The organism is Myroides sp. JBRI-B21084 (genome assembly GCF_030545015.1).
Lineage (GTDB): Bacteria > Bacteroidota > Bacteroidia > Flavobacteriales > Flavobacteriaceae > Flavobacterium.
Genome location: NZ_CP120653.1, coordinates 1,214,210 through 1,228,107, shown reverse-complemented (window position 1 = coordinate 1,228,107; position 13,898 = coordinate 1,214,210). Strand labels below are relative to the sequence as shown.

Genomic DNA, 13,898 nt, shown 5'->3' with positions numbered 1-13,898 from the left:
TTTTGCTGTTCCTTTAGATCTTAATTTAAGATTTATGGATAACTTAAACTATTTAGTTGAATTTAACGTGATTGATGAATTATCTAAAAACTATAGAGATTTCTATCAAAAATCGCTTAACATATCTGAAGAGTTTGATGATTTTTTTAATTATCATATTATCAAAATAATTATTCCAAAAGAATTAAAAAGAACCATTAAAAGAAAGATTGGAGAATTGGGTATAAAAACAGAAACAGTTTTTCCAGATATGGATGGCTTTTGTAAGAGTTTAGCATCAAATTGTGAAGCACAAACCTCAAGCTTCAAATATTAAATACACGATTGCGCTTATTTGCTCCTAAAATCTGCATGTTTCAAAAGTATTCTTTTTAACTTGTAAATGTTAAAAAAAATAGTAATAAAACATTATAAAACAAAAAAGACAAAACTAATTTTATAATTAGCCTTGTCTTTACTGTATATTTAAAATACAAAGTTTTGCTTTTGTATTTTTTACCAAATGTATTTTGTATGGTAAAATTATCTAGAAACCGATAACGAATCGGTTGCAGGAACATCTATAATTGGTACTACAGCTTCGTTAACCGGAATAATAAATTCGGTAAGCCATTCGTTAGATTTTTGCGTATTTAAAGTTGAATTTACATAAAATGCAATTGGTTTTATATCTGCACGCTGGGTAAGATTTTTTGCAATAATTTCTTTTTTAACTTCGTTCCAAGCCTTATCACTGTGAATGTAATCACCTGTTAAAACTGTTTTGTAGCCGTAAAAAGCAGGTAATTTTTCACATATAACATCACTACCCTCTGTAGTACTAAAAAAAGTGCGAATAGGCATACAAACCGCATATTGTACATTACCCGATAACATATTAATGTTTTCAAACACTGTAAATGGCGATCCATAGGGTTGCAATTCAAAATTTTTAGCAAAATTTTTCATATGTTCCATACTTTGAAAAATTTTATCGCCTAAATTTTCAATATCTGATTCTACAATTTGTTTCATATAAAACATTTCTGGTATTGCAACTATACCTTCGTTTTTTATAGAAAAGTTTTTAAGTCCGTTTAAAATGTTTTTAGAGATATTACCCAAACATTTTTTAAACGTTGGTGCAATAATACTTTGTGGAGTTCCTTGAAAAAATATTTCGAATTTTTCTTTAAACGATAAGTTACCTTTTATTTGCCAACCAATTGTTGTATTTCCATTAACCTCGTTAAAATACATTTTTGTATCATAAGCGTTTCCATCTATATTCAATTTTAAGAAAATTGTATCATTAGGAATTGATTTTGTAATAGTAGCATTGTTACTATTCCACACTACTTTTGCATTTGTTCCTTTGTAAATAGAATCTAACTTAAAGTTTTCAGGTGTATTATCCCAAGTATTCCAATCGGCAAAGTTTTGTAGATTGTTTACATATCTAAACACACGTTGATTAGACAAAGCCGTTTTTTGAGTAACATTTATTTGATATTCACTTTTACCTGTGGCAATAAATACAGATAAAAACACTACTGCCAATAAGGCAATAATAAAAATATACTTTATAATTTTCATAAACTATTTTAGTTTTTTAGTGTGGTTTTAATTACAAAAAGTAATATTATGAACAATATAAAAGAAATTAAAACCCACAAACTACCTTTGTAGTAGCGTTTATGCATTTTTAAATCTTTACGGTACATAAATACCATTACGATTACAAAAACTACAATAAAAATACAAGCAAAAATAATTTGACCTTGGGTAAACATAACTTTTTTATACAAATATATACAATTATTACAATTTAGTGATAGTACACTCAAAAAACAACAATTTTGGATATTTTTAGTATATAATACCCTATAAAAATAAAAAAAGCTTGCAAAAAGCAAGCTTTGAATTTAAACTTTAACTGTCCAATTAAAAGGATCGGCAATTAATTTATTTTGAAGTTTAGTAAGTTCATTTTTCAATTGCAATGCATACGATTCATCGTCTGCCACATTTGGCAATTCGTAATAATCATCTTTATAAGCAAAACCTTCCATTTGATTAATTACTGCCGCAGTTCCTGCTCCAAAAATTTCTTTCAACGAGCCGTTTTTAGCTGCTTCAATTATATTTTCTACTTTAACTGGTTCAATTTTAACATCGTAACCTAAATGTTGTGCTAAAACAATTAAACTTTTACGCGTTACACCGTCTAATATTCTATCAGAAGTTGGTGCTGTATATAAAGTATCATTAATTCTAAAAAACACATTCATGGTACCCGATTCTTCTAAATGGGTATGGTTTGAATCTGTCCAAATAATTTGATTATAGCCCGCTTCTTGCGCTAATTTTGTAGGATAAAATTGTGCTGAATAATTCCCTGCTGCTTTAGCAGCACCAATTCCACCATTTGCAGCTCGACTAAAATAATCGGCAATTTGCACTTTAATTTTTCCTGAATAATATGATTTTGCTGGCGATAACAAAATACAAAATAAAAATTCGTTTGAAGGACTAGCAATTACACCACTTTCAGTAGCAATCATAAAAGGGCGTATGTATAGGGAATTACCTAACCCTTTTTTAACCCATTGATTTTCTACCTTAATTAGTTCTTTTAAACCACCTATAAAACGAGTTTCGTCTATTGTAGGCATAGCTAAACGAGTAGCCGATTTGTTAAAACGGTTAAAGTTTTCATCGGGTCTAAAAAGCCATATATCGCTATTTTCGTCTTTATAAGCTTTCATTCCTTCAAAAATTGCCTGCCCATAATGAAAAACTCGAGCCGATGGATCTAAAGTGATTGGTTCGTAAGGTTTAATTTCTAAAGCACCCCATTCGCCATTTTTATATTCACATGTTAGCATATGATCGGTAAACTTGGCACCAAATTTTACATTTTCAAAATCGAAAGAATCAATTTTAGAATCGGTAACTTTAGTTAGTTTCAAGTTGTTTAAAATGTTTAAATCCATTTCTTTGTAAGCTAATATAATTTGTTATGTTGTTTATTTTTTACAAAGTTAGAAAAAAAATCAACTTAAATACGTTTAAATTTACGTAATTAATACCTTAAATCAACTTTTAATAACAATTATTCAATAACAATAAAAAATATGTTTTCAAACCTATAAAAAAGTATCACTTTTATAGTACAATTTCTATATTTGTAAAAAAATATTTAAAAATGAAAAAAATCGTATGCTTATTTTCTATAGCAACAATGATGGTAGCTTGTGATAAAAAAAATAATGAAACAAAAGATGCTACAGATAAAACAATTGCAGAAAAAGTAGATTATCAAGTTTTTGGTGATAGTATTACAGCTGATGGTGCAATTACAAGTGCTGAAATGTTATCTAAATTTGAAAGTATGAAACCAACCGACACTTTAACTGTTAAAGTTGCCTCTGAAATTACTGCAACTTGTAAAAAGAAAGGTTGTTGGATGACCCTTAATTTAGGTAATGATAAAGAAGCTTTTGTAAAATTTAAAGATTACGCTTTTTTTGTTCCAAAAGAAGGTGCAGAAAATCATAAAACCATTATTTCGGGTAAGGCTTTTATTGAAGAAACACCTGTTGATGAACTTAAACATTACGCACAAGATGCAGGTAAAACAAAAGAAGAAATTGAAGCTATTACTCAACCAAAAGTTGAATATCGTTTTATGGCCGATGGAGTTTTAATTGCTAAAAAATAATGAAAAATACAGCTCTTTTATTAATAGCCCTTTTAGCTTTATCGTGTAATAAAAAAACAGATAACGTAAGTAAAGAAGTAATTAAAGATACCGTTTCAACATCAAACTTTAAAATGTATGATATGAGTGAAATGGCAGCTTTAATGGAACAAATGTATGCGCACAACACGCAATTAAAAGAACGTATTTTAAACAAAGAAGATTTAGGTACTTACCCCGTTGCGTTTGATAAAATACACACCGCTATTTTAACTGAAAGTTCTGATCGAGATGCCTTTTTTAATGAACAAGCTATAAAATTTATTGCGTTACAAAAAGCAATTTATGCCGATACAGTTCAAGCAAAAGAAAATTACAATAAAATGGTAAATCAGTGTTTAGAGTGCCATTCTAAAAAATGCGGTGGACCTATACCTAGAATTAAAAAACTATTGATCCCTTAATGGAACGTGAAATTATTGTAACAGATGACGGTTCACACTCGCTTTTTGTTAAAAACATGGGCGAAACCTTCCATTCTAAACACGGTGCAGTACAAGAATCGGTTCATGTGTATATAAATAATGGTATAAAAAGATTAGAAAACAACCAAATTAGTGTTTTGGAATTTGGTTTTGGTACTGGTTTAAATGCCTTATTAACTTTACAGTTTGCTACCGATACAAATAAAAAAATTAAGTATGAAACTATTGAGGCTTTTCCTTTGATTAAAGAAGAATATCAATCTTTAAATTATAATAAGTTTGTATCTACCAATGTATCGTTGCAATATTTACACGAATTGCCATTTGGAAAAACACATGAGGTTACGCCTTTATTTGCATTTCAAAAGCATCATAATAAAATAGAAGATTTTACAACGAATAATACGTTTGATATTATTTATTTTGATGTTTTTGGTTACGATTATCAAAGTGAACTTTGGTCTAAAGAAATTTTAACAAAAGCCTATCAATTTTTAAAACCAAACGGCTTGTTTGTAACGTACGCTTGTAAAGGTATAGTAAATAAACAACTAAAAGAAATTGGTTTTACAGTTGAAAAATTAACTGGTCCGCCAGGTAAACGAGAAATGATTTGTGCTGTTAAAAAAAATTAAAACATACTATTTTTATCATTTCATTCGTTATATTTATAAAAAAGAAAAACTATGACAGAACGCTTATCGCACACCATAAAAATTTTAGAAAAAGTAAGTTTTAATAAAGATTTATTTATAAAGGAATTTACAAAAGCTATTAACTTTTTATTACCTTTTGAAATAGATCAATTAAAAGAATGGATTGTTGATTACACAAAAAATAAAACAGAATTTAAAGATGTTTTATTATTAGTATAAAAAAAGATGGAAAATTCCATCTTTTTTTTATGTATTTAATTTTGGGCTAATAATTTCGATATCTTGAAAAGCAATAGCACCTTTAACTACCCCCGAAATAGTATTGCGAATCGCATCAATAATATGAATTTTTAATTCATTTCTTGAAAAAATTAAACTTACCTCACGCGATGGCTTGGGATTTGCAAATTCAACAAGATTTAACTTATCCTTTTCATTTAACTGCAAAGTATGCAAATAAGGTAAAAAAGTAACACCTAAGCCTTCGTTTGCTAAACCTATTAAAGTTTCAAAACTACCCGATGTTAATTCAAATCTACGTTTGTGATCTAATTTTGAAGCTTTACAAATATTTAAAATACCATTTGTAAAACAATGCCCATCTTGTAAAAGTAAAATATCGTTTATATTTAAATCATCGGCAGATAATAGTGATTTATTTTTATTAAAACTATTTGGAAAATACCCAACAAAAGGCTCATAATACAATACAATTTCTTTTAAATCGGGCTCACGCAAAGGAGTTGCAGCAATTGCGGCGTCAAGTTGTCCTTTTTTTAATCTATTAATAATTTCGTCGGTAGTATGTTCTTCAATTATTAAATTAAGTTTAGGATATTTTTTAATAAAATTATTCAAGAACATTGGTAAAAGCGTGGGCATAATGGTTGGTATAATACCTATTTTAAAATCGCCACCTATAAAACCTTTTTGTTGCTCTACAATATCCTTAATACGGTCGGCTTCGTTTACAATACTTTGTGCTTGTGCAACAATTTTCTTACCTACTTCGGTTAATTGAATAGGTTTTTTATTTCTATCAAAAATTTTAATATCTAGTTCTTCTTCTAATTTTTGAATTTGCATACTTAAAGTAGGCTGTGTTACAAAGCATTTTTCTGCTGCAATTGTAAAATTTTGAAACTCGGCTACAGCAAGTACATAATTTAATTGTGTAATTGTCATTTTTAATGATTTTATCTATGAAATCATCATTTTTATTGATAATTCTTAAAACAAATATCGACTATTTATTTGTAATTTTGAATGAATACAAAAAATATTAATATGAAAATTTTAGGATTACCACAAACAGAAACCAAAGAAAACATTGAACTTTTAAATGTATTATTATCTAATTTTCAAGTATATTATCAAAATTTACGAGGTTTACATTGGAACATTCGTGGAAAACGATTTTTTGAATTGCATGTTAAGTTTGAAGAACTTTACAACCAAGCACAATTGCGTATTGATGAAATTGCAGAACGTGTACTTACTTTAGGTGGAACGCCTTTACATACTTTTGAAGATTATTTAAAAAACAACAAATTAAAGGTTGCAAAAAACATTACAAACGATGATGAAGCTGTTGAAATGATTGTACAATCTTTAGCAGAATTATTGGTAATTGAAAGAGACTTATTAGAAAGAGCTGGAGCTATTAATGATGAAGGAACTAATTCTATGATGAGTGATTTAATTACCGAACAAGAAAAGCAAATTTGGATGATGCAAGCATTTTTAGGATAAAAAAAGGTGGGTTTAAAAACCCACCTTTTTTAATTGTTTAACATTACAGGCATTACAAGCATTGTAACTGTTTCGCCTTCATCTAATCCATCAATAGGTGTTAAAATACCTGCGCGGTTAGGTAACGACATTTCTAATTGTATTTCGTCTGATTGTAAATTGGTTAACATTTCCGTTAAAAAACGTGAATTAAAACCAATTTGCATATCATCTCCTTGATAATCACATGTTAAGCGCTCGTCTGCTTTATTTGAATAATCAATATCTTCAGCAGAAATATTTAATTCGGTTCCAGCAATTTTTAAACGAATTTGGTGTGTAGTTTTATTAGCATAAATAGCCACACGGCGTACTGAACTTAAAAATTGTGTACGTGATATAATTAACTTATTAGGGTTTTCTTTTGGTATAACCGCTTCGTAATTTGGGTATTTACCATCAATTAATCTACAAATTAATGTATAATTATCAAAACTAAACATTGCGTTAGAATCGTTATATTCAATTACAACTGAAGCATCAGATGTTGCTAAAATATTTTTTAAAATATTTAGCGGTTTTTTAGGCATAATAAAGTTTGTTTCTGCCGTACTAATCACATCGGTTCTAGAATATTTTACTAATTTATGTGCATCGGTAGCAACAAAAATAGCACCTGTTGGAGAAAACTGAAAATATACACCCGACATTACAGGGCGTAAATCATCGTTACCTGCTGCAAAAATGGTTTTACTTATGGCTGTGTGTAAAATCTCAGCACTAATATCAGATTTTAATGGATCTTCTAGCATTTCAGCCTTTGGAAACTCATCGCCTGGTAAATATGCTAAAACATATTTTCCTAAATCAGAACTAATTTCAATAGTACTGTTTTCCTTTACGGTAAATGTCAATGGTTGCTCAGGAAATGTTTTTAAAGTCTCTAATAATAAACGTGCTGGTACAGCAATTGCGCCTTCACTTGTTGATTCAATCTCTAAAGTTGCGGTCATGGTAGTTTCTAAATCCGATGCCGATACTTTTAATTGATTTTGATCAAGTTCAAATAAAAAATTATCAAGTATATGTAAGGTATTGTTACTATTTATAACGCTTCCTAAAACCTGCAATTGTTTCAATAAATACGAGCTCGATACAATAAATTTCATCACTTTTTTTTTATTAATGCCGTTTTATGGCGATTTGTACAAATATATCTCTTTTAATGCGAAAACAAAACTTTATTTTTAATACTATTTAGTGTATTTCTTTTTGCGTAAATATGTAAACACAAATCCAAAAATAGCTAAAATTAACAAGGGAATTGTTACAATAACACTGCGAATATAGTTGTAATCAGTATACACTTTTTCTTTATCTAACAATGCTAAATTAACTTCTTTGGTTCGTAAATTTATTAAGCCTGTGTCATCTAACAAATAACTAACTGCGTTTATCAAAAATTCTTTATTACCATAAAGGGTGTTGGTCCATTTATCATAACCTAATTCCATTGGTTGATATTGCTGATCTAACTGATTTTTTACAATATCACCATCTGAGATAACAATCATTTTTGTTGGTTTGCCTTCGTTTAAATAATTTGCCGATTTAAACGGAACAATACGGTTTTTAAAAACCGATGTAAACTTACCTTCTAACAAAACAGCTAAAGGAAACGATTGCATTTTTACTGCTTTAGGATCAACTTTTTCATTAATAGTGTTGGCCAAACTTACAATACTAGGCGCCCCTACTTTAACCGACATTGGTGACGATGCAAGTAATACCGTTTTTTTAATATTATTTTTTAATGTATCTATTGAATTGGCAAAATCGAATTTTACCACTTCTATGTTTTTAACAATTGGGTGGTTAGATCCACTTACCACATAAGGAGCAAATTTCCAATTATACGTTTCATATACCGTTTCGCTACCTTGTTTCCCCGTTGCTAATTTTATAGGCGAACCGTACTCATCTTTTACTAAATCTGGGTTAACACGTACACCATATTTAAACAACATTTCGCCTAAACTTTGGTCTTTAGGATATACTAACATTTCGCTTGTAGGGTTATACAAACTGTCCATATCTGCTTGTACTTGATCTAACATCCAAATAGATTTTCCACCGTTCATAACAAATTGATCTAAAACTTGAATTTGGTTTTCATTAAATGCTTTAGTTGGTTTTGTTATAATCGCTAGATCGTAAGCTTGCAAATCAGTTAACGTTTTTTGTGGATTTACTGCAACACTATCCAAAGTAAAAGGTGCTATGTAATATGTATCTTTTAAAGTTCGTAAAAAATCGGCAATATATATATCATTAGGCTCACCAATTCCTTTAATAACAGCAATTTTTTTAGATTTTTTTGTATTGATTTTATGAATAGCTTCGGTTATAGAATATTCTAAATGTTGAACTGAAGAAGCTATTTTTTCTTCGGTTGAAGATTGCATCATACCTTTTATTAACTGAATATTGGCATGATTTTCACCTTTTGTAGCCACGGCCCACGGAAAAACCATTTCTTGGGTTTGTTTACCTTTATCGTTTACCGAAATATTTATTGGTTTTAAGCCACTAGTAAAAAGTTTTTGCGCAATGTGCGACGCTTCTTTTTCGTTTGCTAACGGATTTACAAAAACAAAATTTATATTGCTGTTGTACGCATTAAATTCTTCTAAAAGTTGTTTCGTTTCGGTTTGAAGCTTACGTAATTCGGCAGGGAAATTTCCTTCTAAATAAACATCAACATAAACAGGTTCGGTAACTTTATCTAAAATATTTTTTGTTGTTTTTGAAAGTGTATAACGTTTATCAGCAGTTAAATCAAACCTATGAAAAACAAAACTGCCCACTGTATTTAAAAGTATTAAAGCTGCTGTAATACCTAAAAACGATTGTATTTTTTTATTGATTTTCATTATTTACGAATGTTTTTAAGGTTAAACACTGTTGCCATTAAAAAGAAAACGGTAATTGTTGTAAAATAAATAATATCGCGGGTATCAATTACACCTCTACTTATACTTTTAAAATGGTAGCTCATTCCTAATTTTTCAATAAAAATTGCAAAAGATTGTATTAATTCTGCCAATTGTTCAAATCCAACATACAAAACAAAGCAAATTACCACTGCTGTGATAAATGCTACTATTTGATTTTCTGATAACGATGAACAAAAAATTCCAATACTGCAATAAGCAGCAATTAAAAATAGTAATCCTAAGTACGCCCCTATTGTACTTCCTAAATCCATATTACCTGCAGGCAAACCATAAGGATTTAAAATAACCACATATAAAATTGTTGGCAAAATGGCAATAAGTACTAATATAAAAGCGCCCAAAAATTTGCCTACAACTATTTGTTGCAAACTTAAAGGTTTGGTTACTAAAAGTTCAATGGTTCCTTGTTTGCGTTCGTCTGAAATACTTTTCATAGTAATTGCAGGTATAAGCAGTAGCAAAACCAAAGGTGCTAATTTAAAAAACGGAGTTAAATCATTATATCCGCTTTGTAAAATATTGTATTGCCCGTCTACAATCCATAGGAAAATTCCATTTAAAATTAAAAATACGGCAATAACTAAATATCCAGTTAATGAACCAAAAAACGATTTAATTTCTCTTAATAATATTGCTTTCATTATATAACAATCAAAAATTTAAGGATGTAAAGGTTGTAAAATTTGTGAATATTTCAAAAAATTACGGTAAACTAACTAATTTATCTACACTCCATGCTTCGGGTTTATCTTTAAAGAACTGTTTTGTAAATTTCCAAACACTCTTAAAAAGTTCTGAATTGCGATAATTTTCCAAATCAGATTCATGGTTCCAAACCGAATAGGTAAAAATAATACTTGGGTTATTTTTATCTTGATATACTTCTAAAAAATTGTTCCCAGGAAAATTGCGAATTAAATGCTTCACTGTGTGAAAATGTTCAAAAAATTCAGGAATTTTCTCTTCATGAAAACTCATTTTAACTATACGTACAAACATATTTTATTAATCTATAAATTCAATAATTACAGTATCGCGGTACAAAACACCCAATAAACTTTTAGGATTACCAATATTTTCGTCGTCAGATTTGTAAATAGCCATTTGTAAAAAATCTAAATCGTTAAAAATAAACAACATATCACCTTCATATTCACGTAACGATTTGCTTTCGGTATTAAAATCGGCATAAAATTCATTAATTCTATTAATGCGATATCTTTTAGCAGTAATAATAAATTTGCGATTCTTTCTAACCTTTTCAAACAATTGTTTTGTTAAGTTGGTAACAGCATTTCCGTAGTGATCAATATAAATTACAGCTGCTTTTATCGAATTTTCGTCATCGGCAACATTTGGGCGTAATTCTACCAACAATTCACAATCGTTATAACTAATTTTAGAACCTAAAGTATCTAAATTTGTATTTTTTAAAATACTTTCAGCAATAAAATTATACAAATCAACCGTATTGGCACAAAAATCAGGTATATGTAAATCATAAATTTCTAATACATCATTTGCATCAGCCAATAAAGAAATGGTTCCATTATTCGCCGTTAAAAAATAATGCCCGTTTAATTTAGTAAGTAAAAACGATTTTTGGTCATTCATTTCCGCCTCTACAAGTACCATGTGAATTGTGCCTTCTGGAAAATTTTTATAGGCACCATACAAAACATAACTGGCATTGGCTATGTTGTAAAAATCAATGCTGTGCGAAATATCAATAATTTGAACCTTGGGTATTTTAGTTAAAATTTTACCCTTAACAGCCCCAACAAAATGATCTTTTATACCGTAATCTGTTGTTAATGTTATAATTGACATTCCTTGTTTTTTGTTAGTGTTTTTTATTTTTTTTTGTTAGATTTGAGTATACAAAACTAACCAATTTAATTAAACTTAATAGCTTTTGAACGAAAGAATAATAGAATTAGACCACATAACGCCTAAAGATTTTTGGGGCCCGCAAGATATACATTTAGAGACCATTAAAAAATTATATCCCAAACTAAAAATTGTTGCTAGAGGAACCGTTGTGAAAATTTTTGGCGAAGCTGAAATTTTAGATCAGTTTGAATCGCGTTTTGAACGTATTTTAAAGTATTACGATAAATACAACCAATTAAACGAAAACATAATTGAACGCTTAATTATGGATGATTTGCCACAAAGAATGGATAAATCAGACGAAATTTTGGTGCATGGTTTAGGCGGAAAATTAATAAAAGCAACCACACCTAACCAACAAAAATTAGTAGATTTAGTTTTTAAAAACGATATGGTTTTTGCTATTGGCCCTGCCGGAACTGGTAAAACCTATACAGGCGTTGCTTTGGCAGTAAAAGCGTTAAAAGAAAAACAAGTAAAACGCATTATTTTAACGCGACCTGCTGTTGAAGCTGGTGAAAATTTAGGTTTTTTACCGGGTGATATGAAGGAAAAGCTAGACCCGTACATGCAACCTTTATACGATGCCTTGCGCGATATGTTGCCCCCTACCACTTTAGAAGATTATTTGCTGAAAGGTATCATACAAATTGCTCCTTTAGCTTTTATGCGTGGCCGTACGTTAGATAACGCTTTTGTAATTTTAGACGAAGCCCAAAATACCACCCACAGCCAAATGAAAATGTTTTTAACACGTATGGGAAAAAATGCCAAATTTATCATCACGGGTGATCCTGGACAGGTTGATTTACCAAGAAAAGTAACATCGGGGCTACGTGAAGCCTTGCGTATTTTAGAAGGTGTTGAAGGTATTGGTTTTGTGTTTTTAGACGATAAAGACATTGTGCGCCACCGTTTGGTTAAGAAAATTGTGGAAGCCTACAAAAAGGTTGAAACAGCAAACGAATTTGCATCACATCAAAATTATTATCAAAGCAATCAAAATACAGAAAATCCGACGAGTTAGTCGGATTTTTTTGTTTTATAAACGATGAAGTAAAACATTCGCATCAATACTTTCGTGCGATGCTGCATAAACTGCAACACCATCTTTAATCAACAAAATTTGTGGCGATTGATGCTCCACTGTAAATACTTCAGCAATCTCATTAGAGATGTTTCTGTAAGCAATTAAATCCAAATAATAAACATCCATCACATCTTGCAATGAAAAATCACTTTCAAAATTCTTTAATGCCATTTTACTAATGATACAGCGCGTACTGTGTTTAAAAATTAAAACTGGTTTTTTCCAAGATTCATTAATTATCTTATCAATTTGATCAATATGTGTTAATTCGTTCCAATTCATATTTATTTTTTTTAAAGTAATTCTATTGCCAATTGTAATTTTTAGACCAAAAATAAAATTGTTCTAATGTTCCTAAGTTTTCTTCTTTATATTTTAAAGCGTGATTATTATTTACCGAAAGATACATACTATTAACAAAAGGCTCAATTAAATTTTTTTCATACATTTCGATAAAATACGGAGCTAAAAACTCCCAATAATAACCTTTATTATCTTTTTTCATTTGTTTTAATCCTTGACAAAGAATTTTAAAACTATCTGTAAATTTTTCAATTTCGTTTTTATTTTTGTTTTCATCGCTTAAGTTTAAAGCACCAGACATTGAAAGCATTAAATCTAATGATGAAAAATTGTTTTCAACACCTTTCTTATTATTCAAACTATTTTCGTCAATTGAAATAGAAATTGAATTTGTACTATTTTGTGTAACACCTTGCACCATTAATTTAGAAAGTAATTCAAAATTTTTTGTAGCTCTTGATGTTCTATTATCAATAATTAAATACCTACTTAATGCTAAAATTGCAGGAATTCTATTATTTGAATCTAAAATACCTAATGCATTAAACGAACTAGCATGATTTGGGTTTAATTTTGTTGCCAATTGAAACGCTTCTTTTGCCTTATCAGGTTGCTTAACATTAAAATAGGTAATTCCTTGATTATAGTATAAACTGTAATATTCTGGATATTTTTTTATTCCCTTATCGTAAATTTTTAAAGCAAATTTAGAATCGCCTTTTAAATCTAAAGCATTTCCATAAGTTACATAAACTGTAGCATTATTATTTTGCGGGTATAATTTTAAAACTTGCTCGCAAATTTCAATAGCTTCGTCGTATTTTTTTAATGGTAATAAAGTCATTGCTTTTTCGGCAAGTGCATATGCGTTATTTTTATCTACCTGCAAAGCTTCATTATATTTTAAAATGGCTTCATCGTAAGATCCATTATTATATAACTCAATACCTTGTTCTACTATTAAATCGGCTTCGGTTTGATTCTGCGAAATGGCTATTGAAGAAACAAACATTAATACATAATAAATTTTTTTCATAACTA

The 13,898-nt window shown here is 29.3% G+C and carries 17 protein-coding genes; 7 read left to right on the top strand and 10 right to left on the bottom strand.

The window, feature by feature from the left end; translation table 11 throughout:
• Positions 1 to 34 precede the first annotated feature (34 nt).
• A complete protein-coding gene (locus P3875_RS06025) occupies positions 35 to 316 on the top strand; it encodes a hypothetical protein (protein ID WP_303445377.1) in 282 nt (93 codons plus the stop codon).
• A 206-nt stretch (positions 317 to 522) separates the two neighbouring features.
• On the opposite strand, the gene P3875_RS06020 is transcribed toward P3875_RS06025, so the two are convergent.
• Both P3875_RS06020 and P3875_RS06010 read right to left on the bottom strand, forming a co-directional pair.
• Positions 523 to 1,575 carry a hypothetical protein gene (locus P3875_RS06020; RefSeq protein WP_303445376.1) on the bottom strand — a complete coding sequence of 351 codons (1,053 nt, stop codon included), beginning with the start codon at positions 1,573 to 1,575 and terminating at the stop codon, positions 523 to 525.
• 329 nt (positions 1,576 to 1,904) lie between these two features.
• Positions 1,905 to 2,975, bottom strand: coding sequence for a branched-chain amino acid aminotransferase (locus tag P3875_RS06010; protein WP_303445374.1), 1,071 nt, complete (start codon positions 2,973 to 2,975; stop codon positions 1,905 to 1,907).
• A gap of 212 nt (positions 2,976 to 3,187) precedes the next feature.
• Here P3875_RS06010 and P3875_RS06005 point away from each other — a divergent pair, with 212 nt between their 5' ends.
• From P3875_RS06005 to P3875_RS05990, 4 genes are read left to right on the top strand one after another with little or no spacing between them, the layout of a single operon-like run.
• Positions 3,188 to 3,703 (top strand): DUF4920 domain-containing protein, encoded by a 516-nt coding sequence (locus P3875_RS06005; protein ID WP_303445373.1) that lies wholly within the window; start codon positions 3,188 to 3,190, stop codon positions 3,701 to 3,703.
• Complete coding sequence (locus P3875_RS06000; RefSeq protein WP_303445372.1) at positions 3,703 to 4,146, top strand: hypothetical protein; 444 nt, start codon at positions 3,703 to 3,705, stop codon at positions 4,144 to 4,146. Before P3875_RS06005 ends, P3875_RS06000 begins: the two co-directional genes overlap by 1 nt.
• Positions 4,146 to 4,802 carry a tRNA (5-methylaminomethyl-2-thiouridine)(34)-methyltransferase MnmD gene (gene mnmD, locus P3875_RS05995; protein ID WP_303445371.1) on the top strand — a complete coding sequence of 219 codons (657 nt, stop codon included), beginning with the start codon at positions 4,146 to 4,148 and terminating at the stop codon, positions 4,800 to 4,802. The genes P3875_RS06000 and mnmD overlap by 1 nt, the downstream gene beginning before the upstream one ends.
• 51 nt (positions 4,803 to 4,853) lie before the next feature.
• Complete coding sequence (locus tag P3875_RS05990; protein ID WP_303445370.1) at positions 4,854 to 5,042, top strand: hypothetical protein; 189 nt, start codon at positions 4,854 to 4,856, stop codon at positions 5,040 to 5,042.
• Between the two features lie 27 nt (positions 5,043 to 5,069).
• On the opposite strand, the gene P3875_RS05985 is transcribed toward P3875_RS05990, so the two are convergent.
• Positions 5,070 to 6,008 (bottom strand): hydrogen peroxide-inducible genes activator, encoded by a 939-nt coding sequence (locus tag P3875_RS05985; protein WP_303445369.1) that lies wholly within the window; start codon positions 6,006 to 6,008, stop codon positions 5,070 to 5,072.
• Between the two features lie 96 nt (positions 6,009 to 6,104).
• Here P3875_RS05985 and P3875_RS05980 point away from each other — a divergent pair, with 96 nt between their 5' ends.
• On the top strand, positions 6,105 to 6,575 hold the full coding sequence (locus P3875_RS05980) for a Dps family protein (RefSeq protein ID WP_303445424.1): 471 nt from the start codon (positions 6,105 to 6,107) through the stop codon (positions 6,573 to 6,575).
• Between the two features lie 29 nt (positions 6,576 to 6,604).
• On the opposite strand, the gene dnaN is transcribed toward P3875_RS05980, so the two are convergent.
• From dnaN to P3875_RS05955, 5 genes are all read right to left on the bottom strand, one after another.
• Positions 6,605 to 7,723, bottom strand: coding sequence for a DNA polymerase III subunit beta (gene dnaN, locus P3875_RS05975; protein ID WP_303445368.1), 1,119 nt, complete (start codon positions 7,721 to 7,723; stop codon positions 6,605 to 6,607).
• Between the two features lie 84 nt (positions 7,724 to 7,807).
• Positions 7,808 to 9,487 carry a gliding motility-associated ABC transporter substrate-binding protein GldG gene (gldG, locus tag P3875_RS05970; protein ID WP_303445367.1) on the bottom strand — a complete coding sequence of 560 codons (1,680 nt, stop codon included), beginning with the start codon at positions 9,485 to 9,487 and terminating at the stop codon, positions 7,808 to 7,810.
• The gene (gene gldF, locus P3875_RS05965; RefSeq protein WP_303445366.1) at positions 9,487 to 10,212 is read right to left on the bottom strand and encodes a gliding motility-associated ABC transporter permease subunit GldF; all 726 of its coding nucleotides are present in this window, start codon (positions 10,210 to 10,212) and stop codon (positions 9,487 to 9,489) included. Before gldF ends, gldG begins: the two co-directional genes overlap by 1 nt.
• A 61-nt stretch (positions 10,213 to 10,273) precedes the next feature.
• Positions 10,274 to 10,570 carry a putative quinol monooxygenase gene (locus P3875_RS05960; RefSeq protein WP_303445365.1) on the bottom strand — a complete coding sequence of 99 codons (297 nt, stop codon included), beginning with the start codon at positions 10,568 to 10,570 and terminating at the stop codon, positions 10,274 to 10,276.
• A 6-nt stretch (positions 10,571 to 10,576) separates the two neighbouring features.
• The gene (locus tag P3875_RS05955) at positions 10,577 to 11,401 is read right to left on the bottom strand and encodes an SAM hydrolase/SAM-dependent halogenase family protein (protein WP_303445364.1); all 825 of its coding nucleotides are present in this window, start codon (positions 11,399 to 11,401) and stop codon (positions 10,577 to 10,579) included.
• Between the two features lie 85 nt (positions 11,402 to 11,486).
• On the opposite strand from P3875_RS05955, the gene P3875_RS05950 reads away from it, so the two are divergent.
• The gene (locus tag P3875_RS05950) at positions 11,487 to 12,491 is read left to right on the top strand and encodes a PhoH family protein (RefSeq protein ID WP_303445363.1); all 1,005 of its coding nucleotides are present in this window, start codon (positions 11,487 to 11,489) and stop codon (positions 12,489 to 12,491) included.
• A gap of 15 nt (positions 12,492 to 12,506) precedes the next feature.
• On the opposite strand, the gene ytxJ is transcribed toward P3875_RS05950, so the two are convergent.
• Positions 12,507 to 12,836: a bacillithiol system redox-active protein YtxJ gene (ytxJ, locus tag P3875_RS05945; protein ID WP_303445362.1), complete on the bottom strand. Its 330-nt coding sequence runs from the start codon at positions 12,834 to 12,836 to the stop codon at positions 12,507 to 12,509.
• Between the two features lie 22 nt (positions 12,837 to 12,858).
• Positions 12,859 to 13,893 carry a tetratricopeptide repeat protein gene (locus tag P3875_RS05940; RefSeq protein WP_303445361.1) on the bottom strand — a complete coding sequence of 345 codons (1,035 nt, stop codon included), beginning with the start codon at positions 13,891 to 13,893 and terminating at the stop codon, positions 12,859 to 12,861.
• Between the last annotated feature and the right edge of the window lie 5 nt (positions 13,894 to 13,898).

Excerpts from the sequence above, each read along its gene's own strand:
- P3875_RS06000 (WP_303445372.1), top strand. The coding sequence starts at position 3,703 with ATGAAAAATACAGCTCTTTTATTAATAGCCCTTTTAGCTTTATCGTGT.
- P3875_RS05960 (WP_303445365.1), bottom strand. The coding sequence starts at position 10,570 with ATGTTTGTACGTATAGTTAAAATGAGTTTTCATGAAGAGAAAATTCCT.
- gldG (WP_303445367.1), bottom strand. The coding sequence starts at position 9,487 with ATGAAAATCAATAAAAAAATACAATCGTTTTTAGGTATTACAGCAGCT.
- dnaN (WP_303445368.1), bottom strand. The coding sequence starts at position 7,723 with ATGAAATTTATTGTATCGAGCTCGTATTTATTGAAACAATTGCAGGTT.
- ytxJ (WP_303445362.1), bottom strand. The coding sequence starts at position 12,836 with ATGAATTGGAACGAATTAACACATATTGATCAAATTGATAAGATAATT.
- P3875_RS05940 (WP_303445361.1), bottom strand. The coding sequence starts at position 13,893 with ATGAAAAAAATTTATTATGTATTAATGTTTGTTTCTTCAATAGCCATT.
- P3875_RS05955 (WP_303445364.1), bottom strand. The coding sequence starts at position 11,401 with ATGTCAATTATAACATTAACAACAGATTACGGTATAAAAGATCATTTT.
- P3875_RS06010 (WP_303445374.1), bottom strand. The coding sequence starts at position 2,975 with ATGGATTTAAACATTTTAAACAACTTGAAACTAACTAAAGTTACCGAT.
- gldF (WP_303445366.1), bottom strand. The coding sequence starts at position 10,212 with ATGAAAGCAATATTATTAAGAGAAATTAAATCGTTTTTTGGTTCATTA.
- P3875_RS06020 (WP_303445376.1), bottom strand. The coding sequence starts at position 1,575 with ATGAAAATTATAAAGTATATTTTTATTATTGCCTTATTGGCAGTAGTG.
- mnmD (WP_303445371.1), top strand. The coding sequence starts at position 4,146 with ATGGAACGTGAAATTATTGTAACAGATGACGGTTCACACTCGCTTTTT.
- P3875_RS05985 (WP_303445369.1), bottom strand. The coding sequence starts at position 6,008 with ATGACAATTACACAATTAAATTATGTACTTGCTGTAGCCGAGTTTCAA.
- P3875_RS05990 (WP_303445370.1), top strand. The coding sequence starts at position 4,854 with ATGACAGAACGCTTATCGCACACCATAAAAATTTTAGAAAAAGTAAGT.
- P3875_RS06005 (WP_303445373.1), top strand. The coding sequence starts at position 3,188 with ATGAAAAAAATCGTATGCTTATTTTCTATAGCAACAATGATGGTAGCT.
- P3875_RS06025 (WP_303445377.1), top strand. The coding sequence starts at position 35 with ATGGATAACTTAAACTATTTAGTTGAATTTAACGTGATTGATGAATTA.